Below are 19,585 nucleotides of genomic sequence, written 5' to 3'. Positions count from 1 at the left end.
GCTGGCCGGACGTGTGACCCAGCGACCTGTGCGATGCTAGATCCCGAGACACCGACGGCGTGCGCGGACCGAGCCGGGCACACCCGCGCGGCCGCGACGCGGACGGGCCGTATCACGTCGATTCGCGCCGCGGTCAGCGTCGCCTTCCTCTGTGTCGGTCTTCTCCTGGGCGCGCTCGCGCTCTCGGCTGGCTTGGCGATCACGCAGGTCGGGACGCTCGTCACACGGACCTACGACGAATCCCTGACCTCGATCAGCTTCGCCCGCGCGGTGGCGGCCGACTTCGCGAAGATGCGCGCTGCCCTCGTCCGGCGGATGCAGACCGGCGACGCTGCCGAGGTGGCGAAGCGGGATGCGGACATCACCGACCTCTCGGCGATCCTGGCCGAGGATCTCACCATCGCGGCCGAACGGGCCCAGTCCGAGCGGGCGGCGCGGACGGCCGAGGCCGTTCAGACCAGCGTGGCGTCCTGGGAGAGCCTGCGCCGCGTACTCGATCCCGTGACAGTTCGGCCGGATCAGAAGGCGGCTCTCGAACGGCAGGCCGACGCAATCGAAGGCCAGATCGATCTCCTGATCAACGTCATGGCCGGCGACGGCTTCACCTTTCGACAGGCTGCGCGGCAGCGCGTGCGGGGCTTCGTCCGGTGGCACGCCATCGCGGCGGCCCTCGTGATCATCGCCTGCGGGCTGATCGCCTGGCTGCTCACCCGCCACATCGGCGGATCGGTCGGCGCTGCGGCCGAGGCGGCCGAACGGATCGCGGGCGGCCAGCGCGACGATCGGATTCCCACCGGCGGCCGCGACCGGTTGGGCCGGCTGCTGAACGCCGTCGCGGCGATGCGGTCGACCATCCGGGCTCTCACGCTCCGCGAGGGCAGCCAGCGCCGGGGCACCGAGACGCAGGTGACCGACGCGCTGCAGACAGCACGGGAAGGCGTCGTCGTGGTCGATGCCGACGGCCGGATCACCCTGGCCAACGCGCAGGCCCTGCGCTTCTTCGACGGGCTCGACGCTGCCATCGGGGCCGGTCTGTCGCTGACGAAGGTTGCGCACGAGCCGCAGGACTACCGCTCGGATGTCCCGGAGGATCGCTTCGGAGCCCTGGCCCGGGACGGCGACGTCCGGTTGGCCGACGGCCGCTGGCTGCGGGTGAGCCGCACTGCGACCCGGCAGGGCGGCTTCATCGCGGTGTGCAGCGATATCAGCCTGCTCAAGGAGCAGGCGCATTTCCTGACCCGGACCAACCTGCGCCTCGATGCGGCCCTCGACACCATGTCCCAGGGGCTCTGCCTGTACGACGCGCAGCATCGGTTGATGGTGGTCAACCGGCGCTACGGCGAGATCTACGGCCTGCCGCCCGGCACGGTCGTACCCGGCATGACGGCCCTCGAGGTCCTGAGCGCCAGTCTCGCGGCCGGCAACCATCCCGGCTGCGATCTCGAAGCGCTGCTGCGCCAGCAGCGGGACGCCTTCAGCAACGGCGTTTGGCAGACGCATTTCCAGGAGCTGAGCAACGGCCGCATCGTCGCCATCGACCGGCGCGAGGCCGCCGATGGCGGCTTCGTGGCCACCTACGAGGACGTCACGGAGCGCCGCCGGGCCGAGGCTCGCATCGCCTTCCTGGCGCATCACGACCTGCTGACCGGCCTGCCCAACCGGGTGGCTGTGGGGCAGCAGATCGACGTGGCCGTGGCGCAGGCCGGGCGCGACCAGGGCTTCGCGGTCTTCGCCATCGACCTCGACGACTTCCGGCCGGTCAACGAGACCCTGGGCCACGGGATCGGCGACGAGCTACTCGTCGCGGTCGCGAATCGGCTCACCGCCTGCGTGCGCGAGATCGACTGCGTCGCGCGCCTCGGAGCCGACGAGTTCATCGTGGTCCAGCGCGGCGTCGACCGGCCTGAGGACGCCGCCATCCTCGCCCGGCGCATCATTGAGGTCGTCGGCGCGCCCTACAGCCTCACCCACCACACGATCTGCGTCGGGCTCACCATCGGCATCACCCTCGCCCCGAGCGACGGGTCCGACGCGGACAAGCTCCTGAAGAACGCCGAGGTCGCCCTCGACCGGGGCAAGGCCGAGGCGCGGGGCGCGTTCCGCTTCTTCGAGCCGGCCATGGATGCCCGCCTCATGGCCCGGCGGATCATGGAGCGCGACCTGCGTGACGCCCTCGCCCGGGAGGCGTTCGAGGTCTACTACCAGCCGATCTACAGCCTCGAGACGGACCGGATCTGCGGCTTCGAGGCGCTGCTGCGCTGGAACCACGCGGTCCGCGGCTCCGTCTCGCCGGCCGAATTCATCCCGATCGCCGAGGAGCTCGGGCTGATCGTGCCGCTCGGCGAGTGGGTGCTGCGCCGCGCCTGCGAGGAGGCCGCCCGCTGGCCGGACGAGCTCAAGGTCGCCGTCAACGTCTCGGCCGTGCAGTTCACCTCGGCGAGTCTCGTCACCGCCGTGCGCGAGGCGTTGCGGCGGACCGGGTTGCCGGGCCGGCGCCTGGAGCTGGAGATCACCGAGACGGTCCTGGTGGCCAATCCTGGTGCGACGACGGCGATCCTGCATAGCCTGCGCGCGCTGGGCGTGCGCGTGGCGATGGACGATTTCGGCACCGGCTACTCGTCGCTCAGCTACCTGCGCTCCTTCCCGTTCGACAAGATCAAGATCGACCAGTCCTTCGTGCGCGACCTGTGCGTGAAGGACGGGACCGATTTCATCGTTCGGGCGGTGATCGGCCTCGGTGCCAGCCTCGGCATGACGACGACCGCCGAGGGCGTCGAGACGGAGGCGCAACTCGCGCAACTGCGCGCCGAGGGCTGCGACGAGGTCCAGGGCTACCTGTTCAGCCGCGCCGTCCCCGTCTCGGAGGTCGCCTCGGTCATCCGCCGCTGGAACGGCACGCTCCGGGCGATCGCCTGACCATCGCGGCGTCCGGCGGTGCGCGCGGCCCCCGCGAGGGGACAGCGCGCGTCGTTGGCCGGTCAGATGACCGGTCGGAGATCCGCCCTACTCGGCCGCGTCGAGGCGCGGGCGCTCGATGTGGCTGCGCTCGGCCTTGACCAGCTCGGCCGTGCGGAACGCCACCTCCAGCGCCTGCTCCGCGTTGAGACGCGGGTCGCAGTAGGTGTGGTAGCGGTCCTGCAGGTCGTCTGCCGTCAGGGCCCGGGCGCCGCCCGTGCACTCGGTCACATCCTTGCCGGTCATCTCCAGGTGGATGCCGCCCGCGAAGGTGCCCTCGGCGCGGTGGACGCCGAAGAAGCCCTCGATCTCCTGCATCACCCGCTCGAACGGCCGGGTCTTGTAGCGGCCGGCCGGGATCGTGTTGCCGTGCATCGGATCGCAGATCCACACGACCGAGCGCCCTTCCCGCTCGACCGCCCGGATCAGCGCCGGCAGGTGGTCGCCGACCTTGTCGGCGCCGAAGCGGCAGATCAGGCTGAGGCGCCCCGGCTCGTTCTCCGGGTTGAGCAGGTCGATGAGCCGGATCAGGCCCTCCGCCTTCATGGACGGGCCGCACTTGAGGCCGATCGGGTTCTTGATGCCGCGGGCGTACTCGACGTGGGCGTGGTCCGGCTGCCGGGTCCGGTCGCCGATCCACAGCATGTGGCCGGAGGTCGCGTACCAGTCGCCGGTCGTCGAATCGACGCGGGTCAGCGCCTCCTCGTAGCCGAGCAGCAGGGCCTCGTGACTGGTGTAGAAGTCGGTGGTCCGCACCTCCGGATGGGTCTCCGGATTGATGCCGATCGCCCGCATGAAGTCGAGCGCGTCGGTCATGCGGCCGGCCACGTCCTGGTAACGCGAGGATTGCGGCGAATCCTTCACGAAGCCCAGCATCCAGCGATGCGCATTCTCGAGGTTCGCGTAACCGCCGGTTGCGAAGGCGCGCAGCAGGTTCAGCGTCGCGGCCGATTGCCGGTACGCCTCGAGCTGGCGGCGCGGATCCGGCACCCGCGACTCCGCGGTGAAGCCGATGCCGTTGATGATGTCGCCCCGGTAGCTCGGCAGGCTCACGCCCTCGAGGGTCTCGGTCGGCGACGAGCGCGGCTTTGCGAACTGCCCGGCGATGCGCCCGACCTTCACCACGGGCGAACCGCCCGCGAAGGTCAGCACCATCGCCATCTGCAGGAACACCCGGAAGAAGTCGCGGATGTTGTCGGCAGAGTGCTCGTCGAAGCTCTCGGCGCAGTCGCCGCCCTGGAGCAGGAAGGCCTGGCCCGCGGCGACGCGCCCGAGCGCGGCCTTCAGCTTGCGGGCCTCACCGGCAAAGACAAGCGGCGGAAAGCTCGCGATCTGCGACTCGACGGCACCGAGGCTGGCGGCGTCCGGATAGGTGGGGACCTGCTCGATCGGCAGATGTCTCCAGCTCTTCGGTGTCCAACGCTCGCCCATGGTCTCTCTCCGCGCACCTCTTCGTGCGATCGCGCCTACGCGCGAAGCGCGGCTTATAGAGAGGTTCCTCTACACTGGCGAGTGCCGTGAACCGGGGGGCAGGCGCGTCCCGGATTCAGGTCTCGGATCAGGCCTCGCCGTCCTCGACCTCGATCCCGTGCTCGGCCAGAATCCAGAAGATCGCCTCCAGATCCTCGGCCGAGACGTCTCGGGGCGGCAGCGCCTCCTCCAGGTCGTCGTAGGTCAGGTTGCGGCTGCGCTGCGCCTCAGCTTTGGCGAGGAGGCGGTCGATCGCATGCCGGATGTCCGGGGAGAGGGCCTCGTGGCTCGGCGGCCGGTGGAAGGCCGGCCGCAGGGCGTCCTCCAGCAAGCCGTCGATGATCGCCTGCCGCCGCGCGTGCGCGTCGTCCTCGCGTCGTCCCTTGCCGGTGCCCTGCTTGCCCATGACCCTGATATGGCTCGGTCGCGCACCGCGTCGAGCCCCGGCCGCGGCGGAGGTCTCAGCCGACGCCGACCGGGTGCTTGGTGACCTCCGGGACGCGCATGGTCACCAGCTCCTCGGCGGCTGTCGGGTGGACCGCGATGGTCCGGTCGAAATCGGCCTTCGTGGCGCCCATGGTCACGGCGATGCCCACCGCCTGGATCACCTCCCCGGCATCGTGGCCGAAGATGTGGACGCCGACGACGCGGTCGCTGGCGCAGTCGACCAGCACCTTCATGAAGATCCGCTCCTCGCGGCCGGACAGGGTCGCCTTCATCGGGCGGAAGCGCGCCTTGTAGACGTCGATCTTGCCGTAGATCGCCCGGGCGGCCGCCTCGTTGTGGCCGACGACGCCGATCTCGGGGGTCGAGAACACCGCGGTCGGGATCAGGCGATGGTCGACGCAGGCCGGCTTGCCGCCGTAGACCGTGTCGGCGAAGGCGTGACCCTCGCGGATCGCCACCGGCGTCAGGTTGGCGCGGTTGGTCACGTCGCCCACCGCGTAGATCGACGGCACCTTGGTCTGCGAGTACGCGTCGACCGGGATCGCGCCGGCGGCGTCGGTCTCTATGCCGACCCGGTCGAGGCCGAGGCCCTCGACGTTCGGCCGCCGCCCCGTGGCGACGAGCACCTCGTCCACCAGGATCTCGCCGCCGTCGTCGAGCTGCGCGCAGAGGCCGCCGTCCCGGCGCTCGATGCGCCGCAGCGTGCGCCCGAGCCGCAGGTCCATGCGCTGGGCGTAGGCTTCGGCCAGAGCGTCGCGGATCTCGTCGTCGAACCCGCGCAGCAACCTGTCGCCCCGGTGCAGCAGCGTCGTGCGGCTGCCGAGCGCCGCGAAGACGCCCGCGAACTCCACCGCGATGTAGCCGCCGCCGATTACCAGGATCCGGTCCGGCAGACGCTCCAGCTCGAACACCTCGTTGGAGGTGATCGCCAGGTCGATGCCCGGCACCGCCGGCTCCTTCACGGGGTGCGCGCCGACCGCCACCAGGATCCGCTCGGCCCGGATGGTGCGGCCGGACGCGACGAGGCGGATCGTGTGGGGATCCTCGATCACCGCCCGCTCTGGCACAATCTCGACGCCGGCGCGGATCAGGTTGGTGTCGTAGATGCCTTCGAGCCGGGTCACCTCCGCGTCGCGCCGCGTCTTGAGCGTGCCCCAGTCGAAGCGGGGCTTCTCCACCGTCCACCCGAAGCCCGCGGCATCCTCGAACTCGTCGGCGAAGCGGCCGGCATAGACCATCAGCTTCTTCGGGACGCAGCCGCGGATCACGCAGGTTCCGCCCACCCGGTACTCCTCGGCCAGCATCACCCGCGCGCCGTACCCGGCCGCGATCCGCGCCGCGCGGACACCACCGGACCCGCCGCCGATGACGAAGAGGTCGACGTCGAACGCGCTCATGCCGGACCGTCCCGCTCGGATCTCACGATCGCGCCGCCCCGAGGGGCCGCGCGCATCCAGGTGATGGCAGCGCCGAGCCCCGCCGTCCACCACGCGGCCCAGCCGTTGTGCTCGACGAAGGCGATCGAAGCCGCGCAGGCCACGAGGCCGAGCGCCGCCGCGCGGTCCGGTCGCGGCAGCCGCGCGATCCGGGCGAGCATCAGCATCGCGGTCAGCGCCGCGAGGATCGCGCCGGGCAGGCCGAGTTCGGCCCAGACCTGCAGGAAGCTGTTGTGCGGGTGCCCGACCCCGAGGAGGACGCGCATCTCCGGCGGCACCGTCTGCGCGACGGACGTCTCGGCGAAGCGCGCGCTGGTGCCGACGCCCGCGCCGCGCCAGGGATCGGCCGCCACCGCGGCCCCGAAGCTGCGCGCGATCGCGACCCGGGCCCGGGACGAGGACTGAACGAGGCGTTCGTGGGCGGCCTCCGGCATGGCGCGGGCGAGGAGGTCGCCCTCGACCGGGGCGAGCGCCACGGCGAGGCCGAGGCCGAGGCCGGCAAGGCCCAGGCTGACGCGCACGGGAAGCAACCGCGCCAGGGTCGCCATCGCGGCGCCCGCCACGAGGCCGAGCTGGGCGGCGCCGCTGATCGAGCGGAGCACGCCGAGGCTCGCGAAGGCGAGCGTCGCGGCGGCGAGGCCGCGGGCGCGGTCCTTCCAGAGGACGAGGGCCAGCGGGCCGGCCACGAGGTCGAGGGTCAGGGCCGGCCGGTTGTGCACGAAGGCTGCGACCCGGCGCCCGAGGGCCCGCTCCAGGGCCAGATCCGAGGCGAGATCCACGGCGATCAGGAGTCCCGCCAGCGCGATCGCGATCGCGCCGAGCCGCGGCGCGAAGGCCGGGATCCGGCCGGGCGCGAGGCAGGCCAGCAGGTAGGCGGCAAGCAGCGTCGGGATGAACTCGCCCAGCACCCGCAGGGAGGCCGCCGGGAACGGGCTCCAGGCCAGCGAGACCAGCGCCCAGGCCAGGAAGGCGAGCGCCGCCCCGGCGAGCGGCGTCCGCAGCGGGGACAGCAGCGCGCGGCGCAGGGCGGACGCGTCCTCCGCCCATCGTCCGGCCAGGAAGGCGAGCGCCGCCAGCCCGACGACCAGCGGGCTCGACCGGTTGGCCAGCACCATGGCGAGCGGCATGGCCGCGAGGAGCGCGCCGCCCGCCGCGTACATGCGGCCGGCCGCTCTCATGGACGACCTCTCACGGCGATCCGCCCCCGGGAGCGGCTGCTCTCACTGCATCTGGTGTCCGCGCTTGCCCATCTCGGCGCGGACGCGGACCATGACGTATTCGGAGACGTCCTGCGTCCAGTCCTGCATCTCCTGCACCATCTCGTCGAGGAGCTGCGGCTGCGCCTCGACGTAGTGCTTGCCGGCGGGCGAGCGGAAGAAGGTCGCGATCTCCTTCAACTCGGTTTCCGAGAACTTCGACGCGTAGGTGCGCGCCGCGATGTCGATCATGCGCTGCTTCTGCAGTTCCATCTCCGGCTGCAGCGAGGCCAGGACCTCCTCGAGGTCCTTGGACAGCTCGGGACGGGTGACCGCCTGCTTGCGGATCTGGTCGGCGAAGGCCGGCAGCACCGAGTCGAACGACCGGGCGATGCCGGAGCTGAGCATCACCTCGCGGGCCAGGGCGAGGTGGGCCGGCGTGTAGGTGGCCGCGGCCGGGCTGTTGGCCGCGGGGGCGCCGGCGGCCGGCTGCGCCGCCGGCTTGGCCTGCGCGGCCTTCTGCGGCTGCGCGGCCGCCGCGTGGGGGAGCGCCGGGAGCGCGAGGCCGAGCGCGAGGCTGAGCGCGAGGCCTGGCACGGCGGTGAGGCGACGGGACATGCTGGACTTTCTTGCGAGGATGGCCGGCGATGGAGGGCGGCGCCTCAGGTGAGGCTGCCGAGAACGGTGACCTCGGCCTGCCCGTCCCGCGCCGCCGTCAGGATCGCGGCGTCGGCGATGCCGAGGAACAGACCGTGCTCGACGACGCCCGGCACGGCCCAGAGGGCGGCGCCGAGGGCCTCCGGATCAGGAATCGCTCCGAGGCGCGCGTCGAGGATGTAATGGCCTCCGTCGGTGACCAGGGGCTTGCCATCCGTCAGGGCGCGCAGCCGGACCTCGCCGGAGCAGCCGGTCCCGGCGATTGCGGCCTCGACGGCCCGGTGCGTGGCCTTGAGGCCGAAGGGATTGACCTCGATCGGGAGCGGGAAGGCGCCCAGCCGCGCCACGTGCTTGGCCGCGTCGGCGATCACCACCATGCGATGGCTCGCGCAGGCGACGATCTTCTCGCGCAGGAGTGCCGCGCCGCCGCCCTTGATCAGGCGCAGCCGGTCGTCGACCTCGTCGGCGCCGTCGATGGTCAGGTCGAGCTCGGGCTGCTCGTCCAGGGTCGCGAGGCGGATGCCCAGGCCCTCGGCCTGCGCGCGCGTGGCCTCGGAGGTCGGGACGCCGACGATGTCGAGGCCGGCGCGGACGCGCTCGCCGAGGAGCGCCACGAAGGCCGCCGCCGTGGAGCCCGTGCCGAGGCCGAGCCGCATGCCCGGTTCGACGAGGTCGAGGGCGCGGGCGGCAGCGGCCCGCCTCAGGTCCGGCCCACTCACCGGGACACGGCCCGGTCGGCGAGGGGGAGCGAGGGAGCGCGGGTCATGGGCAGCCGGTCTTTCCGTGGGCGTCGGGCGGCCCCTAGCACGGGACCGGGCCGACCGGAACGCCCCGCCCGCACGGCCGCGTCACGGACGGCCGCCCTGTGTCGGGGTGGCGCTGGCGCCCGCGCGACCCGGGGCCGGACCGGTCAGCGGCGCGTCGGACGCGCCCTCGGCGCCCGGCTTGCCCTGCTGGGTGCAGACGACCTGCTCCTTCTTCACCAGCACGAAACAGATGCTCATCTCGCCGGTGCGGTAGTTCACCCGGAAGACGCCGGCCTCGCGGGTATGCCGGCTCGCCACCAGCCCGTATTCGGACGGGGTCTGCGGCCCGGCGCCCTCTCCCGATCCGAAGCAGACCGTCTGGCCGATGCCGCCCGCCGATTCCTGGAGGCCGTACTGGCAGGAAGTCACCTCGCCGGTCACCTTGTCGACCCGGTACATCCGGTTCAGGTCGGTCTGCGGGGCGGGCACGAACTCGAAGGAGGTCGCCGCCGCCGGCAGGGCTTGCAGCGCGGCGCAGGCGGCCAGGAGGGGCAGGAAGAGTTTCATCGCGGGTCCCGGGGCTGGTACGCGCTGCGTTTCGCTGCGCTTTCGGGCGAGTCTGGGGCGCCCGGTGAGACGATCCGCGCATACGCCGTGCTGCGCCGGTCGGCTTGCCCCGGGTGCCCGGCCCCGATAGCGACGCCGTTCGAGATCCCGCCGAGCACGGAACCGCCCAGGCATGTCTACCGAATCGACGCGCAAGCCCCCGATCGCCGTTTTCGACCTGGACGGGACGCTCGCTGAGACCGCGGGCGACCTTATCGGCACCCTCAACGTGCTGATGAAGCGCGAGGGATTGGCCGAGCTGCCCCTCTCGCAGGCGCGCGGGCTGATCGGCGCCGGCGCCCGGGCGCTGATCCGGCGGGGTTTCGAGGCCGAGGGCCGGCCACTCTCGCCGGAGGACCACGACCGGCTGTTCGACGCCTTCATTGCCCATTACGGGGCGCACCTCGCCGACACGTCCCACCTCTTCCCGGGCGTTGTCGAGGCGCTCGACGCCCTCGAGGCGGCGGGTTTCCGGCTCGCGGTCTGCACCAACAAGTACGAGGGGCAGTCGGTCGAGCTGCTGCGCCTCCTCGGCATCGGCCACCGCTTCGCGGCGATCTGCGGTCGGGACACCTTCCCGCAGTCGAAGCCCGACCCCCGCCACCTGACCGGCACCATCGCCCGCGCCGACGGCGATCCGGCCCGCGCGGTGATGGTGGGCGATTCCCGCACCGACATCGACACCGCCAAGGCCGCCGGGATCCCGGTGGTGGCGGTCACCTTCGGCTACACCGACCGCCCGGTCGCCGAGCTCGGGCCCGACCGGGTGATCGAGCACTTCTCGGAGCTGGTCGAGGCGGTCGGCGCGCTCGTGCCGGCGGCCTGACCTGTCAGCGCAGCCACGCCTTCAGGCGCCGCGCCGCCTCGCGGCACTCGGTCTCCGAGCCCGCGAAGGAGAAGCGGACGTGGTGGTTGCCCACGTCCGGATCGAAATCGAGGCCCGGCGTCGCCGCGACGTGCGCCTCGTCGAGCATGCGCCGGCAGAAGTCCGAAGCGTCGTTGGTGAGGTTCGAGACGTCCGCGTAGAGGTAGAAGGCGCCGTCGGCCGGGTGGACGCGGCCGAGGCCGAGGGCCGGCAGCGCGTCCAGGAGGATCGCGCGGTTGCGTGCGTAGCCGTCGCGAACGGCGTCGAGTTCGTCCGTCGCGTCGAAGGCTGCCAGGGCGCCGACCTGCGACAGGTACGGCGCGGAGATGTAGAGGTTCTGGGCCAGCCGCTCGATCGGGCGGACCAGCGCCTCCGGCACGACCATCCAGCCGACGCGCCAGCCGGTCATGCAGTGGTACTTCGAGAACGAGTTGATCACGACCGCGTCGGGGTCGAAACGCAGGGCCGTGACGGTGGGCTCGCCGTAGCTGAGGCCGTGATAGATCTCGTCGGAGATCAGCGGCAGGCCGAGGCCGCGCGCCGCCGCGCAGAGATCCTGCAGGGCGCCCTCCGTGATGACTGTGCCGGAGGGGTTCGCCGGGCTCATCACCAGTGCCCCAGAGACTGGCGCGCGGGCGTGGGTCTCGCGCAGCAGGGCGGCGGTCGGCGCGAAGCGGTCATCGGCGCGCAGCACCATCGGCGCCGGCACGAGGTCGAGGGCGGCCAGGATGCTGCGATAGGCGGGATAGCCGGGCTGCGGGACGGCGACGCGGGCGCCGGAGTCGAACAGGCTCATGAAGGCGAGGATGAAGCCGGCCGAGGATCCGGTGGTGATCACCACGCGCTCCGGGCTCACCGCGACGCCGTGCCGCTCCGCGTAGTCCCGGGCGATGCGGGCGCGCAGGGACGGCAGGCCCAGGGCCTCGGTGTAGGGCACGCGGCCGGTCGCGAGCGCCCCCTGCGCGGCCGCGATGACCGCCCGGGGCGCCGGCGCCGACGGCTGGCCGACCTCCATCCGCACCACGTCGCTGCCGGCCCGCGCCTTGGCGGCGGCGGCGGCCATGACATCCATCGCGAGGAACGGCTGGACGGCGGCGGCGCGCCGGGAGATCGGGATCATGGGGTCTGCTCTGAGCCGGACGACGCTGGAGCCTCCGGGGGTTAGACGCTCCCCCTTCCCGCCTCAAGCCGGCGGCGCACGCCGCCCTCACCGCGGGAATTGACCGGACGCCGCGAAAACGCCTAACCCAGCCCCTACCGCTCGCGCCACGCGCGGGCCGCCCCGCCGCGCAAGCGAGGATCTATGCCCTTCATCCGCCCCCTGCCCGCGCTGGTCCTGGCGCTCGGCCTCGTCGCCGTCCCGGCCCTCGCGCAGACCGCGACGCCCCCCGCCGCGCCGTTCACCGACGCGCAGCGCGCCGGCATCGAGGCGATCGTCAAGGACTACCTGATCAAGCATCCCGAGGTGCTCCAGGAGGCCCTCGCCGAGGCCGAGAAGCAGCAGGCCGAGACGCAGCGCCTGGCCCAGGCCGCTGCCCTCAAGGAGTCGCGCGAGGCTCTCCACAACGGTCCCCACGACGTCGTTGCCGGCAACCCGTCGGGCGACGTCACGCTGGTCGAGTTCTTCGATTACAATTGCGGCTACTGCCGCAAGGCCCTGGGCGACATCCAGGCGCTGATCAAATCCGACCCGAAGCTTCGGGTGGTCATCAAGGACTTCCCGGTCCTCGGCCCGGAATCGCTGGAGGCCAGCCAAGTCGCCGTCGCGGTGCGCCAGCAGCTGAAGGGCGACAAGCTGTTCGAGTTTCATCAGAAGCTTCTGGAGACCAAGGGCCGGGTGAACGGCGCCCGCGCGATCCAGGTCGCCAAGGACATGGGCGTCGACACGGCCAAGCTGCAGAAGGACATGGCCTCCCCCGAGGTGAAGGCCGCGCTCAGCGAGAACCGCGGCCTCGGCGACCGCCTGGGCCTGTCGGGCACGCCGGCTTTCATCATCGGCGACGAGGTGATCCCGGGCGCCGTCGGCGTTGAGCCGATGCGCAAGACCATCGCCGACGTGCGCCAGTGCGGCCACGCCTCCTGCTGAGCTGACGGATCGGGCCGAGGAACCCCGAAGGCGGTCCGCGCAGCCTTGTCGCGCCGGGGCGCCTTCGTCTAAGAGCCGCCAGCCGCAGGGCCGCGGTGGGGTCCAGGGCCGAGCCCGGATGGACGCACCGACGTGCCGCGAGACGAAGTAGGCCGGATGCCAAAGAACGACGCCATCGATCCCGAGCTCGTGCGCGAGCTCGCCAACCTCGTGACCGAGACCGGCCTGTCCGAGATCGAGGTCGAGAAGGGCGACCTGCGCATCCGCGTGGCGCGGCGGCTCGAGCCCGCGAGCGTGCAGGTCGCGGCGCCCGCGCCGCTCGCGGCCGTCGCCCCGCCTCCGGTGTCCGCGCCCGCCGCGTCGTCTCCCCTCGCCCCGGCCGAGCCGGCCCGCGCGCAGCCCGGCACCGTGCCCTCGCCGATGGTCGGGACCGCCTACCTCCGCCCCTCGCCCGACGCCAAGGCCTTCGTGGATGTCGGCTCGACGGTCGCGGTCGGCGACAAGCTGCTGCTGATCGAGGCGATGAAGACCTTCAACGAGATCGTGGCGCCCCGCGCCGGCACGATCAGCGCCATCTTCGTCGAGGACGGTCAGCCGGTCGAGTTCGGCGAGGCCCTGCTCGTCATCACCTAGGACGTCCGCCGGGCGCCCGCCGCCCAGTCCCGAACGACGCCGCAACACGAGAGGATAGAGCATCCTGCGCGGTCCGGGATCGCCAGGACGCTCTAACGGGTCCGATGTTCGACAAGATCCTGATCGCGAACCGCGGCGAGATCGCCCTGCGCATCCTGCGGGCGGCGAAGGAGCTTGGGATCGCTACCGTGGCGGTCCACTCCACCGCCGACGCCGACGCGATGCACGTGCGCCTCGCCGACGAGAGCGTCTGCATCGGGCCGCCGGCCGCCCGCGACAGCTACCTCAACATCCCGTCGATCATCGCGGCCTGCGAGATCACCGGGGCCGATGCCGTGCATCCCGGCTACGGTTTCCTGTCGGAGAATGCCCGCTTCGCCGAGGTTCTGGCCCATCACCAGATCGGCTTCATCGGACCCAAGGCGCAGCACATCCGCACCATGGGCGACAAGATCGAGGCCAAGCGCACGGCGCTGAAGCTCGGCATCCCCTGCGTGCCGGGCTCCGAGGGTGGCGTCGACGACATCGACACGGCCAAGCGCGTAGCTGCCGGGATCGGCTACCCCGTGCTCGTCAAGGCGGCGGCCGGCGGCGGCGGCCGTGGTATGAAGGTGGCGCGCTCCGAGGCCGAGCTGGAGCAGGCGATCGGCATGGCCAAGTCCGAGGCCAAGGCCGCCTTCGGCGACGACGCGGTCTATCTCGAGAAATATCTGGAGAAGCCCCGGCACATCGAGGTGCAGGTGCTCGGCGACGGCCGCGGCGGCGCCGTGCACCTTGCCGAGCGCGACTGCTCCCTCCAGCGCCGACACCAGAAGGTCTGGGAGGAAGGCGGTTCGCCGGCCCTCAACGAGTCGATGCGCGCCGAGATCGGCGGCATCTGCGCCAACGCCATGAAGGAGCTCGGCTATCTCGGCGCCGGGACGATCGAGTTCCTCTACGAGGACGGGCGGTTCTACTTCATCGAGATGAACACCCGCATCCAGGTCGAGCATCCGGTGACCGAGATGATCACCGGGATCGACCTCGTGATCGAGCAGATCCAGGTCGCCTCGGGCGGCCCGCTGTCGGTGAGCCAGGCGGACATCAAGGTCGAGGGCCACGCCATCGAGTGCCGGATCAACGCCGAGCACCCGGAGACCTTCCGGCCCTCGCCCGGCGAGATCACCCACTACCACACGCCCGGCGGCCTCGGCGTCCGCGTCGATTCGGCCGCGTTCCAGGGCTATCGGATCCCGCCGAACTACGATTCGCTGATCGGCAAGCTGATCGTCCACGGCCGGACCCGCAACGAGTGCCTCATGCGCCTGCGGCGCGCCCTGGACGAGTTCGTCATCGACGGGATCGACACGACGCTGCCGCTGTTCCGGACGCTGGTCCGCAACCCGGACGTGCAGAACGGCCTTTACGACATTCACTGGCTGGAGCATTTCCTGGAAGACGGCGGCATGAAAGCCTGACCGGACCTGGGCGGGGCTGCGGCGAGCGCGGCGCGCGCGGGATCTGGTCTTCGCGCCGTCCGCGCGCGACATTCACGGCATGCACGACACCGCCCGCGTGGACATCACCCCTGAGATCCTGCTGAAGGCCTACGCGGCGGGCATCTTCCCGATGGCGGAGGATGCCGACGATCCTACGCTCTACTGGGTCGAACCCAAGGCGCGCGGCGTTCTGCCCCTCGACACGTTCCGCGTTCCCCGGCGCCTCGCCCGGACGGTGCGGTCCGACCAGTTCGTGGTCCGCTGCGACACCGATTTCGACGGGGTGATCGACGGCTGCGCTGCGCCCCGGCGGGACAGCGAGCGCACCTGGATCAACGGGCGGATCCGCGAGCTCTACGGCGCCCTGTTCGACATCGGCCACGTCCACACGGTCGAGGTCTACGCGGGCGCGGACGGCCGGCTCGTCGGCGGCCTGTACGGCGTCTCGCTGGGGGCGGCCTTCTTCGGCGAGAGCATGTTCCACGAGGTCCGCGACGCCTCGAAGGTCGCCCTCGTCCACCTGATGGCCCGCCTGCGCGCCGGGCGCTACCGGCTCGCCGATACCCAGTTCGTCACCGACCACCTGTCGCAGTTCGGTGCCGAGGAAGTGCCGCGCCACGTCTACAAGCGCCGCCTCGCCGAGGCTCTCGATCAGGTCGCCGACTGGAACGTCTGGCCCGGCGACGGTTCGGTTCCGGGTACGCGGGTCCTCGAGGCGCTCGAAGCTCCGGATCGCCGTTAGTGCAGTGACGCGGGCCGGTGGCCGCTAGCGCCGACGCCGGTGGCGGTAGCCGGTCGAGAACGAGGCGTATTGACGGCCGCGCACGGACCGGTAGCGTCGACGCCGGCTGGTGCTGGCCTCGACCGTCTCCTCCACCTGCGGGATCGGCTCGGCCATGGCCGCCGCGGGCGTCGCCGCCATGGCGACCGCCGTATCGGCCGAGGCGTAGCCCCCGGCGACGTTCTTGGCCGCCGGTCCGAACATCGCGAGACACTGGTTGTAGGCGAGGTCGTTCTTGAGACGCTCGCATTCACCGATGGAGCGCGGTGTCCCCTGCGCCAGGGCCGGCAGGGGCGCGAGCAGCACGACGAGAGCGGCCAGCGGCTTGAGGCAGAGAGTCGGGCGGTGCACGGAGGGGGTCTCGAGCGGCGACGGCAGGCTTGTGATCCCCGAGTGCGGCAAAATCGAGGGTCGGCCTTAGCGATCGGGCCGCTCCATCCACCGGATCAGCGGCATCAGTGGGAAGATCCACGCGATGCCGAGGATCGAGTAGATCACCGCCTGCACCGCCGCCGGCGTCTCCGAGATGCGGCTATCGGCCAGGGTCATCGCCAGCGGCCCGTAGAGGCAGACGAAGACCAAGATGGCGAGGGTGCCGATCAGGGTCCGGGTGCGGCGGCGCATTGCTGTGTTCCTGGACCGTGTCTTCGAACAGTACTCCTGGTCCCGCGGGCGGCGCCGCGGGCTCGGACGGGCGACGGCTACCGTCCTAGAACCCGGTTGGCAACGCGCCCGCTGACGCGGGCTGCGGCGCCGGCGCCGTTGATGGGCGACCGGACATCCCCTAACCCCGACACCGCGGGGAGCATCCCGGTCTCCGCGGAAGGGACGTGCATGGACATGAGCGGCGCGGGCGACCGGCGGTCGGGGGCGGTGCGAGCCTGGCTCTACGTGGTCGCGGCCCTGGTGGTCGCCATGGTGGCGGTCGGCGGCGCGACGCGGCTGACCGGGTCCGGCCTGTCGATCACCGAGTGGCGCCCCGTCACGGGCGCGATCCCGCCGCTCACCGAGGCCGACTGGGCGGCCGAGTTCGCCAAGTACAGGGACACGCCGCAATACAACATCCTCAACCAGGGGATGGGGTTGTCGGCCTTCAAGGTGCTGTATGGCTGGGAATGGGGCCATCGCCTGCTCGGCCGCGTGATCGGCCTCGTGTTCTTCCTGCCGCTGATCGTGTTCTGGTGGCAGGGCCGGATCAGCCGGCGGCTCGGCCTCGGCCTGCTCGGTCTCGGCGCGCTCGGCGGCCTCCAGGGCGCCATCGGCTGGATCATGGTCGCCTCGGGCCTCCAGCCCGGCATGACGGCCGTGGCGCCGCTCAAGCTCGCCCTGCACCTCACCACCGCGAGCCTGATCCTGGCCGGGCTGGTCTGGCTGGCCGCGGGCCAGCGCCCCGGCGTCCTGGCGCCGGCCCCGGCGCGCCTGCGGGCGACCGCCCTGCTGCTGCCGATCCTCGTCCTAGTGCAGATCTTCCTCGGTGGCCTCGTTGCCGGCTCGCATGCCGGCCTCGTCTACAACACATGGCCGACCATGGACGGCCATCTCGTCCCGCCGCTGGACAGCCTGTTCGCGATCCGGCCGTGGATCGAGAATTTTATCGACAACCACGCCTTGGTTCAGTTCGACCACCGAGTGACGGCCTACCTCGTCTTCGTCGTGGCGGTGCTGCACGCCGTCGACGCCCGGCTCACCGGCCCGAAGAGCGCGGCTGGGCGGGCCACGGGGGTCGTCATCCTCGTCCTCGCCCAGATGGCGCTTGGGATCGCGACGCTGCTCCTCGCCGTGCCGCTCTGGGCGGCGCTCGCGCATCAGGTGCTCGCCATGGCGGTGCTCACGATGGCCACCGTCCATGCCCGCCTCGGCCGGGGATCCGGCCTGGTCGAGCCCGCAGCCGCCGAGCCGCCGCTGGGCTTCGAGGGGCTCGCCGCCGGCCGCATCTAGGCTCTCGTGCGGTGCAGCGACCTTGCTGCGCCGCACGAGACTTTTACCGCTTCCAGTGGAACCTTGGGATAACTCCCCATCAGCAATCTGCACATGGAACGACTAAGACTTCTCAAGCTTTAAGCTGCACGCGTGGCAGGAGGCTTCAAGATGTCTCTCGCGGAGGATGGTCGACCGCTCTCCCTGACCTGGCACTACACGCCGCGGGAGATCATGGCGGATGGCGTGATCCATGGTCTCGGCGTGGTGTTCGGCCTCGCCGGTGCCGTGGCCCTGGTGGCGACCGCGGTCACGGCGCATCTCGGGTTCGGCGAGCGTGCGGCCGTTGTCGTGTACGCCACGGCCCTCGTCATGATGCTCGGCGTCTCGGCCGTCTACAATCTCTACCCTGTGAGCCCGCGCAAATGGCTCCTGCGCCGCGCCGATCACGCGCTGATCTACCTGATGATCGCCGGGACCTACACGCCGCTGGTGGCCCTCGTCGGGTCGGGCCCGCGGGCGTACGCGCTCCTGGCGATGATCTGGGTCGTGGCCCTCATCGGGATCGCCGTGAAGCTGTTTCTGCCGGGCCGGTTCGACCGCCTCTCGATCGGGCTCTACCTGTTGCTCGGCTGGAGCGGGTTGTTCGCCTACGAATCAGTGATCGCGGCGCTTCAGCCCACCGCCCTGTGGCTCTTGGGAATGGGCGGAGCGCTCTATTCGATCGGCGTCGTGTTCCACATCTGGCGGACCCTGCCCTTCCAGAACGCGATCTGGCACGGCTTCGTCCTCGCCGCCACGGCCTGCCACTACGGGACGATTTGGGCCAGCCTGAACGGCTCGCCGATGACGTAGCGTTGGGATCGATTGCGATCGTGCGCGTAAAATTCCGGTTACCGTCCTGATGGAAAGGTCGAGACGCGGCGACCTGCTTTAAGTTTCCTGCGACCACGGGTGCACCACAACCTAGGGACTGATATTCCCGGGAGCTGGACCGTGGTCCCGAAGACGAACGACTCTGGCATCGCTCAGCGTTACCGGATCCTGCACGTGTTCCGCGCGCCGGTGGGCGGCTTGTTCCGGCACGTGATGGATCTCGCTCGCCTTCAGGCGGCCGCGGGGCACCATGTTGGTCTCGTCTGTGATTCCAGCACCGGCGGCGACCGCGCTGCGGGCGCCCTGGCGGACCTGGTGCCCTGCCTGGACCTCGGCCTTGTCCGGCTGCCGATGCGCCGCAATCCGCATCCGTCGGACTGGTCCTGCCTCCGGGCCGTGGCGCAGAGGGCCGCGGAGGTCGGCGCGGAGGTCCTGCACGGACACGGCGCCAAGGGCGGGGCCTATGCCCGGCTCGCCGCGGCGGGTCCGGCGATCCGCGCCTACACGCCGCACGGCGGCAGCTACAATTACCGGCCGGGCAGCCCGCTGCACCGCCTCTACATGGGTGCCGAGGCGGTGCTCGCCCGCCGCACCGACGCGTTCCTGTTCGAGAGCGAGTACGTCGCCGGCCGCCATCGGAGCTTCGTCGGCGGTCCCGAGCGCGTGACGCGGATCGTGCACAACGGCATCGCCGAGGCCGAGTTCGCGCCGCTGGACCGCGTCGCCGAGCCCTTCGACCTGCTCTATGTCGGCGAGCTGCGGGAGGCCAAGGGCCTGCCCTACCTGCTCGAGGCCCTTGTCCGGCTGCGGGCCGAGGGCCGGGCGCTGCGCCTGCTCCTCGTCGGGTCGGGACCGGATGCCGAGATCCTTCGCGACACCGTTGCGCGGCTCGGCCTCGCCGACGCGGTGGCGTTCGAGCCGCCGCAGGCGATCCGCTCCGTGCTCGCACGCGGGCGGATCCTCGTCGTCCCGTCGCTCGCGGAGTCGCTGCCCTACGTCGTGCTGGAAGCTGCCGCGGCGGCGCAGCCCCTGGTCGCCACTCGGGTCGGCGGAATCCCGGAGATCTTCGGCGCGGCCGCGCGCGACCTCGTGCCGTCGCGCGACCCGGCGGCGCTCGTGGAGGGGATCCGACGGGTCCTCGACGCCGCGCCGGAGGCCCTGGCCGAGCGGACGCAGAGTCTGAGCGCCTCGATCCGGCAGCGCTTCTCCCTGGAACGCATGGGCAGCGAGGTGATCTCCGGCTACGCCGCGGCCTTCGAGGCCCGCGCGGAGCGCCGCGATCCCGCACCGCGCGCGATCGCCGGGGCTCGGACCGCCTGACGACGAGACCAGCAGCAAGAGGAACGGAGGCCTGTGCGCCGCGGTGGAAAAGGCGGCGGCGCCCGCGCTCTTAAATGTTCCCACAACGCCCCGTGCCAGGGTTTCGCCGAGGCAGC

The 19,585-nt window shown here is 71.5% G+C and carries 19 protein-coding genes; 9 read left to right on the top strand and 10 right to left on the bottom strand.

The window, feature by feature from the left end:
- The first annotated feature begins 33 nt into the window (after nt 1–33).
- Entirely contained in the window at nt 34–2,916 is a 2,883-nt protein-coding gene (locus ACX9MN_RS11660) for an EAL domain-containing protein (protein ID WP_489724465.1), read from the top strand.
- A gap of 87 nt (nt 2,917–3,003) precedes the next feature.
- Here ACX9MN_RS11660 and ACX9MN_RS11655 read toward each other — a convergent pair whose 3' ends face one another.
- The 7 genes from ACX9MN_RS11655 to ACX9MN_RS11625 all read right to left on the bottom strand — a co-directional run bounded on the left by ACX9MN_RS11655 (nt 3,004) and on the right by ACX9MN_RS11625 (nt 9,474).
- The gene (locus tag ACX9MN_RS11655) at nt 3,004–4,386 is read right to left on the bottom strand and encodes a class II 3-deoxy-7-phosphoheptulonate synthase (protein ID WP_489724464.1); all 1,383 of its coding nucleotides are present in this window, start codon (nt 4,384–4,386) and stop codon (nt 3,004–3,006) included.
- A gap of 127 nt (nt 4,387–4,513) precedes the next feature.
- Complete coding sequence (locus tag ACX9MN_RS11650) at nt 4,514–4,831, bottom strand: RNA polymerase sigma factor region1.1 domain-containing protein (protein ID WP_020092109.1); 318 nt, start codon at nt 4,829–4,831, stop codon at nt 4,514–4,516.
- 55 nt (nt 4,832–4,886) lie between these two features.
- Nucleotides 4,887–6,269: a glutathione-disulfide reductase gene (gor, locus tag ACX9MN_RS11645; RefSeq protein ID WP_331299084.1), complete on the bottom strand. Its 1,383-nt coding sequence runs from the start codon at nt 6,267–6,269 to the stop codon at nt 4,887–4,889.
- A complete protein-coding gene (locus ACX9MN_RS11640) occupies nt 6,266–7,486 on the bottom strand; it encodes an O-antigen ligase family protein (RefSeq protein WP_489724463.1) in 1,221 nt (406 codons plus the stop codon). Before ACX9MN_RS11640 ends, gor begins: the two co-directional genes overlap by 4 nt.
- Before the next feature lie 42 nt (nt 7,487–7,528).
- The gene (locus ACX9MN_RS11635; RefSeq protein WP_489724462.1) at nt 7,529–8,122 is read right to left on the bottom strand and encodes a DUF2059 domain-containing protein; all 594 of its coding nucleotides are present in this window, start codon (nt 8,120–8,122) and stop codon (nt 7,529–7,531) included.
- 44 nt (nt 8,123–8,166) lie between these two features.
- A complete protein-coding gene (rpiA, locus tag ACX9MN_RS11630) occupies nt 8,167–8,880 on the bottom strand; it encodes a ribose-5-phosphate isomerase RpiA (protein ID WP_489724461.1) in 714 nt (237 codons plus the stop codon).
- Between the two features lie 129 nt (nt 8,881–9,009).
- On the bottom strand, nt 9,010–9,474 hold the full coding sequence (locus ACX9MN_RS11625; protein ID WP_020092104.1) for a hypothetical protein: 465 nt from the start codon (nt 9,472–9,474) through the stop codon (nt 9,010–9,012).
- Between the two features lie 172 nt (nt 9,475–9,646).
- Between ACX9MN_RS11625 and gph the strand changes: the two genes are divergently transcribed.
- Entirely contained in the window at nt 9,647–10,339 is a 693-nt protein-coding gene (gph, locus tag ACX9MN_RS11620; protein ID WP_091976445.1) for a phosphoglycolate phosphatase, read from the top strand.
- A gap of 4 nt (nt 10,340–10,343) precedes the next feature.
- On the opposite strand, the gene ACX9MN_RS11615 is transcribed toward gph, so the two are convergent.
- Nucleotides 10,344–11,498: a pyridoxal phosphate-dependent aminotransferase gene (locus ACX9MN_RS11615; RefSeq protein ID WP_100251268.1), complete on the bottom strand. Its 1,155-nt coding sequence runs from the start codon at nt 11,496–11,498 to the stop codon at nt 10,344–10,346.
- A 183-nt stretch (nt 11,499–11,681) separates the two neighbouring features.
- Between ACX9MN_RS11615 and ACX9MN_RS11610 the strand changes: the two genes are divergently transcribed.
- The 4 genes from ACX9MN_RS11610 (at nt 11,682) to aat (ending at nt 15,317) form a co-directional block, all read left to right on the top strand.
- Nucleotides 11,682–12,464, top strand: coding sequence for a DsbA family protein (locus ACX9MN_RS11610; RefSeq protein ID WP_020092101.1), 783 nt, complete (start codon nt 11,682–11,684; stop codon nt 12,462–12,464).
- Nucleotides 12,465–12,620: 156 nt separating this feature from the next.
- Complete coding sequence (gene accB, locus ACX9MN_RS11605; protein WP_489724460.1) at nt 12,621–13,097, top strand: acetyl-CoA carboxylase biotin carboxyl carrier protein; 477 nt, start codon at nt 12,621–12,623, stop codon at nt 13,095–13,097.
- Between the two features lie 104 nt (nt 13,098–13,201).
- On the top strand, nt 13,202–14,554 hold the full coding sequence (gene accC, locus ACX9MN_RS11600) for an acetyl-CoA carboxylase biotin carboxylase subunit (protein ID WP_091676759.1): 1,353 nt from the start codon (nt 13,202–13,204) through the stop codon (nt 14,552–14,554).
- Between the two features lie 79 nt (nt 14,555–14,633).
- Complete coding sequence (gene aat, locus ACX9MN_RS11595) at nt 14,634–15,317, top strand: leucyl/phenylalanyl-tRNA--protein transferase (protein WP_020092098.1); 684 nt, start codon at nt 14,634–14,636, stop codon at nt 15,315–15,317.
- A gap of 24 nt (nt 15,318–15,341) precedes the next feature.
- Here the strand turns inward: aat and ACX9MN_RS11590 are convergent, their stop codons facing one another.
- Complete coding sequence (locus ACX9MN_RS11590; protein WP_020092097.1) at nt 15,342–15,707, bottom strand: hypothetical protein; 366 nt, start codon at nt 15,705–15,707, stop codon at nt 15,342–15,344.
- Between the two features lie 66 nt (nt 15,708–15,773).
- On the bottom strand, nt 15,774–15,980 hold the full coding sequence (locus ACX9MN_RS11585; RefSeq protein WP_012319661.1) for a DUF2842 domain-containing protein: 207 nt from the start codon (nt 15,978–15,980) through the stop codon (nt 15,774–15,776).
- Nucleotides 15,981–16,190: 210 nt separating this feature from the next.
- On the opposite strand from ACX9MN_RS11585, the gene ACX9MN_RS11580 reads away from it, so the two are divergent.
- The 3 genes from ACX9MN_RS11580 to ACX9MN_RS11570 all read left to right on the top strand — a co-directional run bounded on the left by ACX9MN_RS11580 (nt 16,191) and on the right by ACX9MN_RS11570 (nt 19,469).
- Nucleotides 16,191–17,294, top strand: coding sequence for a COX15/CtaA family protein (locus tag ACX9MN_RS11580; protein WP_091676762.1), 1,104 nt, complete (start codon nt 16,191–16,193; stop codon nt 17,292–17,294).
- A gap of 150 nt (nt 17,295–17,444) precedes the next feature.
- On the top strand, nt 17,445–18,128 hold the full coding sequence (trhA, locus tag ACX9MN_RS11575; protein WP_482959260.1) for a PAQR family membrane homeostasis protein TrhA: 684 nt from the start codon (nt 17,445–17,447) through the stop codon (nt 18,126–18,128).
- A 141-nt stretch (nt 18,129–18,269) separates the two neighbouring features.
- Nucleotides 18,270–19,469, top strand: a complete 1,200-nt coding sequence (locus tag ACX9MN_RS11570; protein ID WP_091676765.1) for a glycosyltransferase family 4 protein — start codon at nt 18,270–18,272, stop codon at nt 19,467–19,469.
- Nucleotides 19,470–19,585 lie beyond the last annotated feature (116 nt).

Source organism: Methylobacterium sp. 1A, from assembly GCF_058072805.1.
The sequence above is the reverse complement of the archived record's forward strand: the minus strand, read 5'-3'. Positions and strand labels throughout refer to the sequence as shown.

What these genes read in the sequence shown, in the direction of transcription:
- ACX9MN_RS11660 (WP_489724465.1), top strand. Translation starts at nt 34, where the DNA reads ATGCTAGATCCCGAGACACCGACGGCGTGCGCGGACCGAGCCGGGCAC.
- ACX9MN_RS11655 (WP_489724464.1), bottom strand. Translation starts at nt 4,386, where the DNA reads ATGGGCGAGCGTTGGACACCGAAGAGCTGGAGACATCTGCCGATCGAG.
- ACX9MN_RS11650 (WP_020092109.1), bottom strand. Translation starts at nt 4,831, where the DNA reads ATGGGCAAGCAGGGCACCGGCAAGGGACGACGCGAGGACGACGCGCAC.
- gor (WP_331299084.1), bottom strand. Translation starts at nt 6,269, where the DNA reads ATGAGCGCGTTCGACGTCGACCTCTTCGTCATCGGCGGCGGGTCCGGT.
- ACX9MN_RS11640 (WP_489724463.1), bottom strand. Translation starts at nt 7,486, where the DNA reads ATGAGAGCGGCCGGCCGCATGTACGCGGCGGGCGGCGCGCTCCTCGCG.
- ACX9MN_RS11635 (WP_489724462.1), bottom strand. Translation starts at nt 8,122, where the DNA reads ATGTCCCGTCGCCTCACCGCCGTGCCAGGCCTCGCGCTCAGCCTCGCG.
- ACX9MN_RS11625 (WP_020092104.1), bottom strand. Translation starts at nt 9,474, where the DNA reads ATGAAACTCTTCCTGCCCCTCCTGGCCGCCTGCGCCGCGCTGCAAGCC.
- gph (WP_091976445.1), top strand. Translation starts at nt 9,647, where the DNA reads ATGTCTACCGAATCGACGCGCAAGCCCCCGATCGCCGTTTTCGACCTG.
- ACX9MN_RS11615 (WP_100251268.1), bottom strand. Translation starts at nt 11,498, where the DNA reads ATGATCCCGATCTCCCGGCGCGCCGCCGCCGTCCAGCCGTTCCTCGCG.
- ACX9MN_RS11610 (WP_020092101.1), top strand. Translation starts at nt 11,682, where the DNA reads ATGCCCTTCATCCGCCCCCTGCCCGCGCTGGTCCTGGCGCTCGGCCTC.
- accB (WP_489724460.1), top strand. Translation starts at nt 12,621, where the DNA reads ATGCCAAAGAACGACGCCATCGATCCCGAGCTCGTGCGCGAGCTCGCC.
- accC (WP_091676759.1), top strand. Translation starts at nt 13,202, where the DNA reads ATGTTCGACAAGATCCTGATCGCGAACCGCGGCGAGATCGCCCTGCGC.
- aat (WP_020092098.1), top strand. Translation starts at nt 14,634, where the DNA reads ATGCACGACACCGCCCGCGTGGACATCACCCCTGAGATCCTGCTGAAG.
- ACX9MN_RS11585 (WP_012319661.1), bottom strand. Translation starts at nt 15,980, where the DNA reads ATGCGCCGCCGCACCCGGACCCTGATCGGCACCCTCGCCATCTTGGTC.
- ACX9MN_RS11580 (WP_091676762.1), top strand. Translation starts at nt 16,191, where the DNA reads ATGGACATGAGCGGCGCGGGCGACCGGCGGTCGGGGGCGGTGCGAGCC.
- trhA (WP_482959260.1), top strand. Translation starts at nt 17,445, where the DNA reads ATGTCTCTCGCGGAGGATGGTCGACCGCTCTCCCTGACCTGGCACTAC.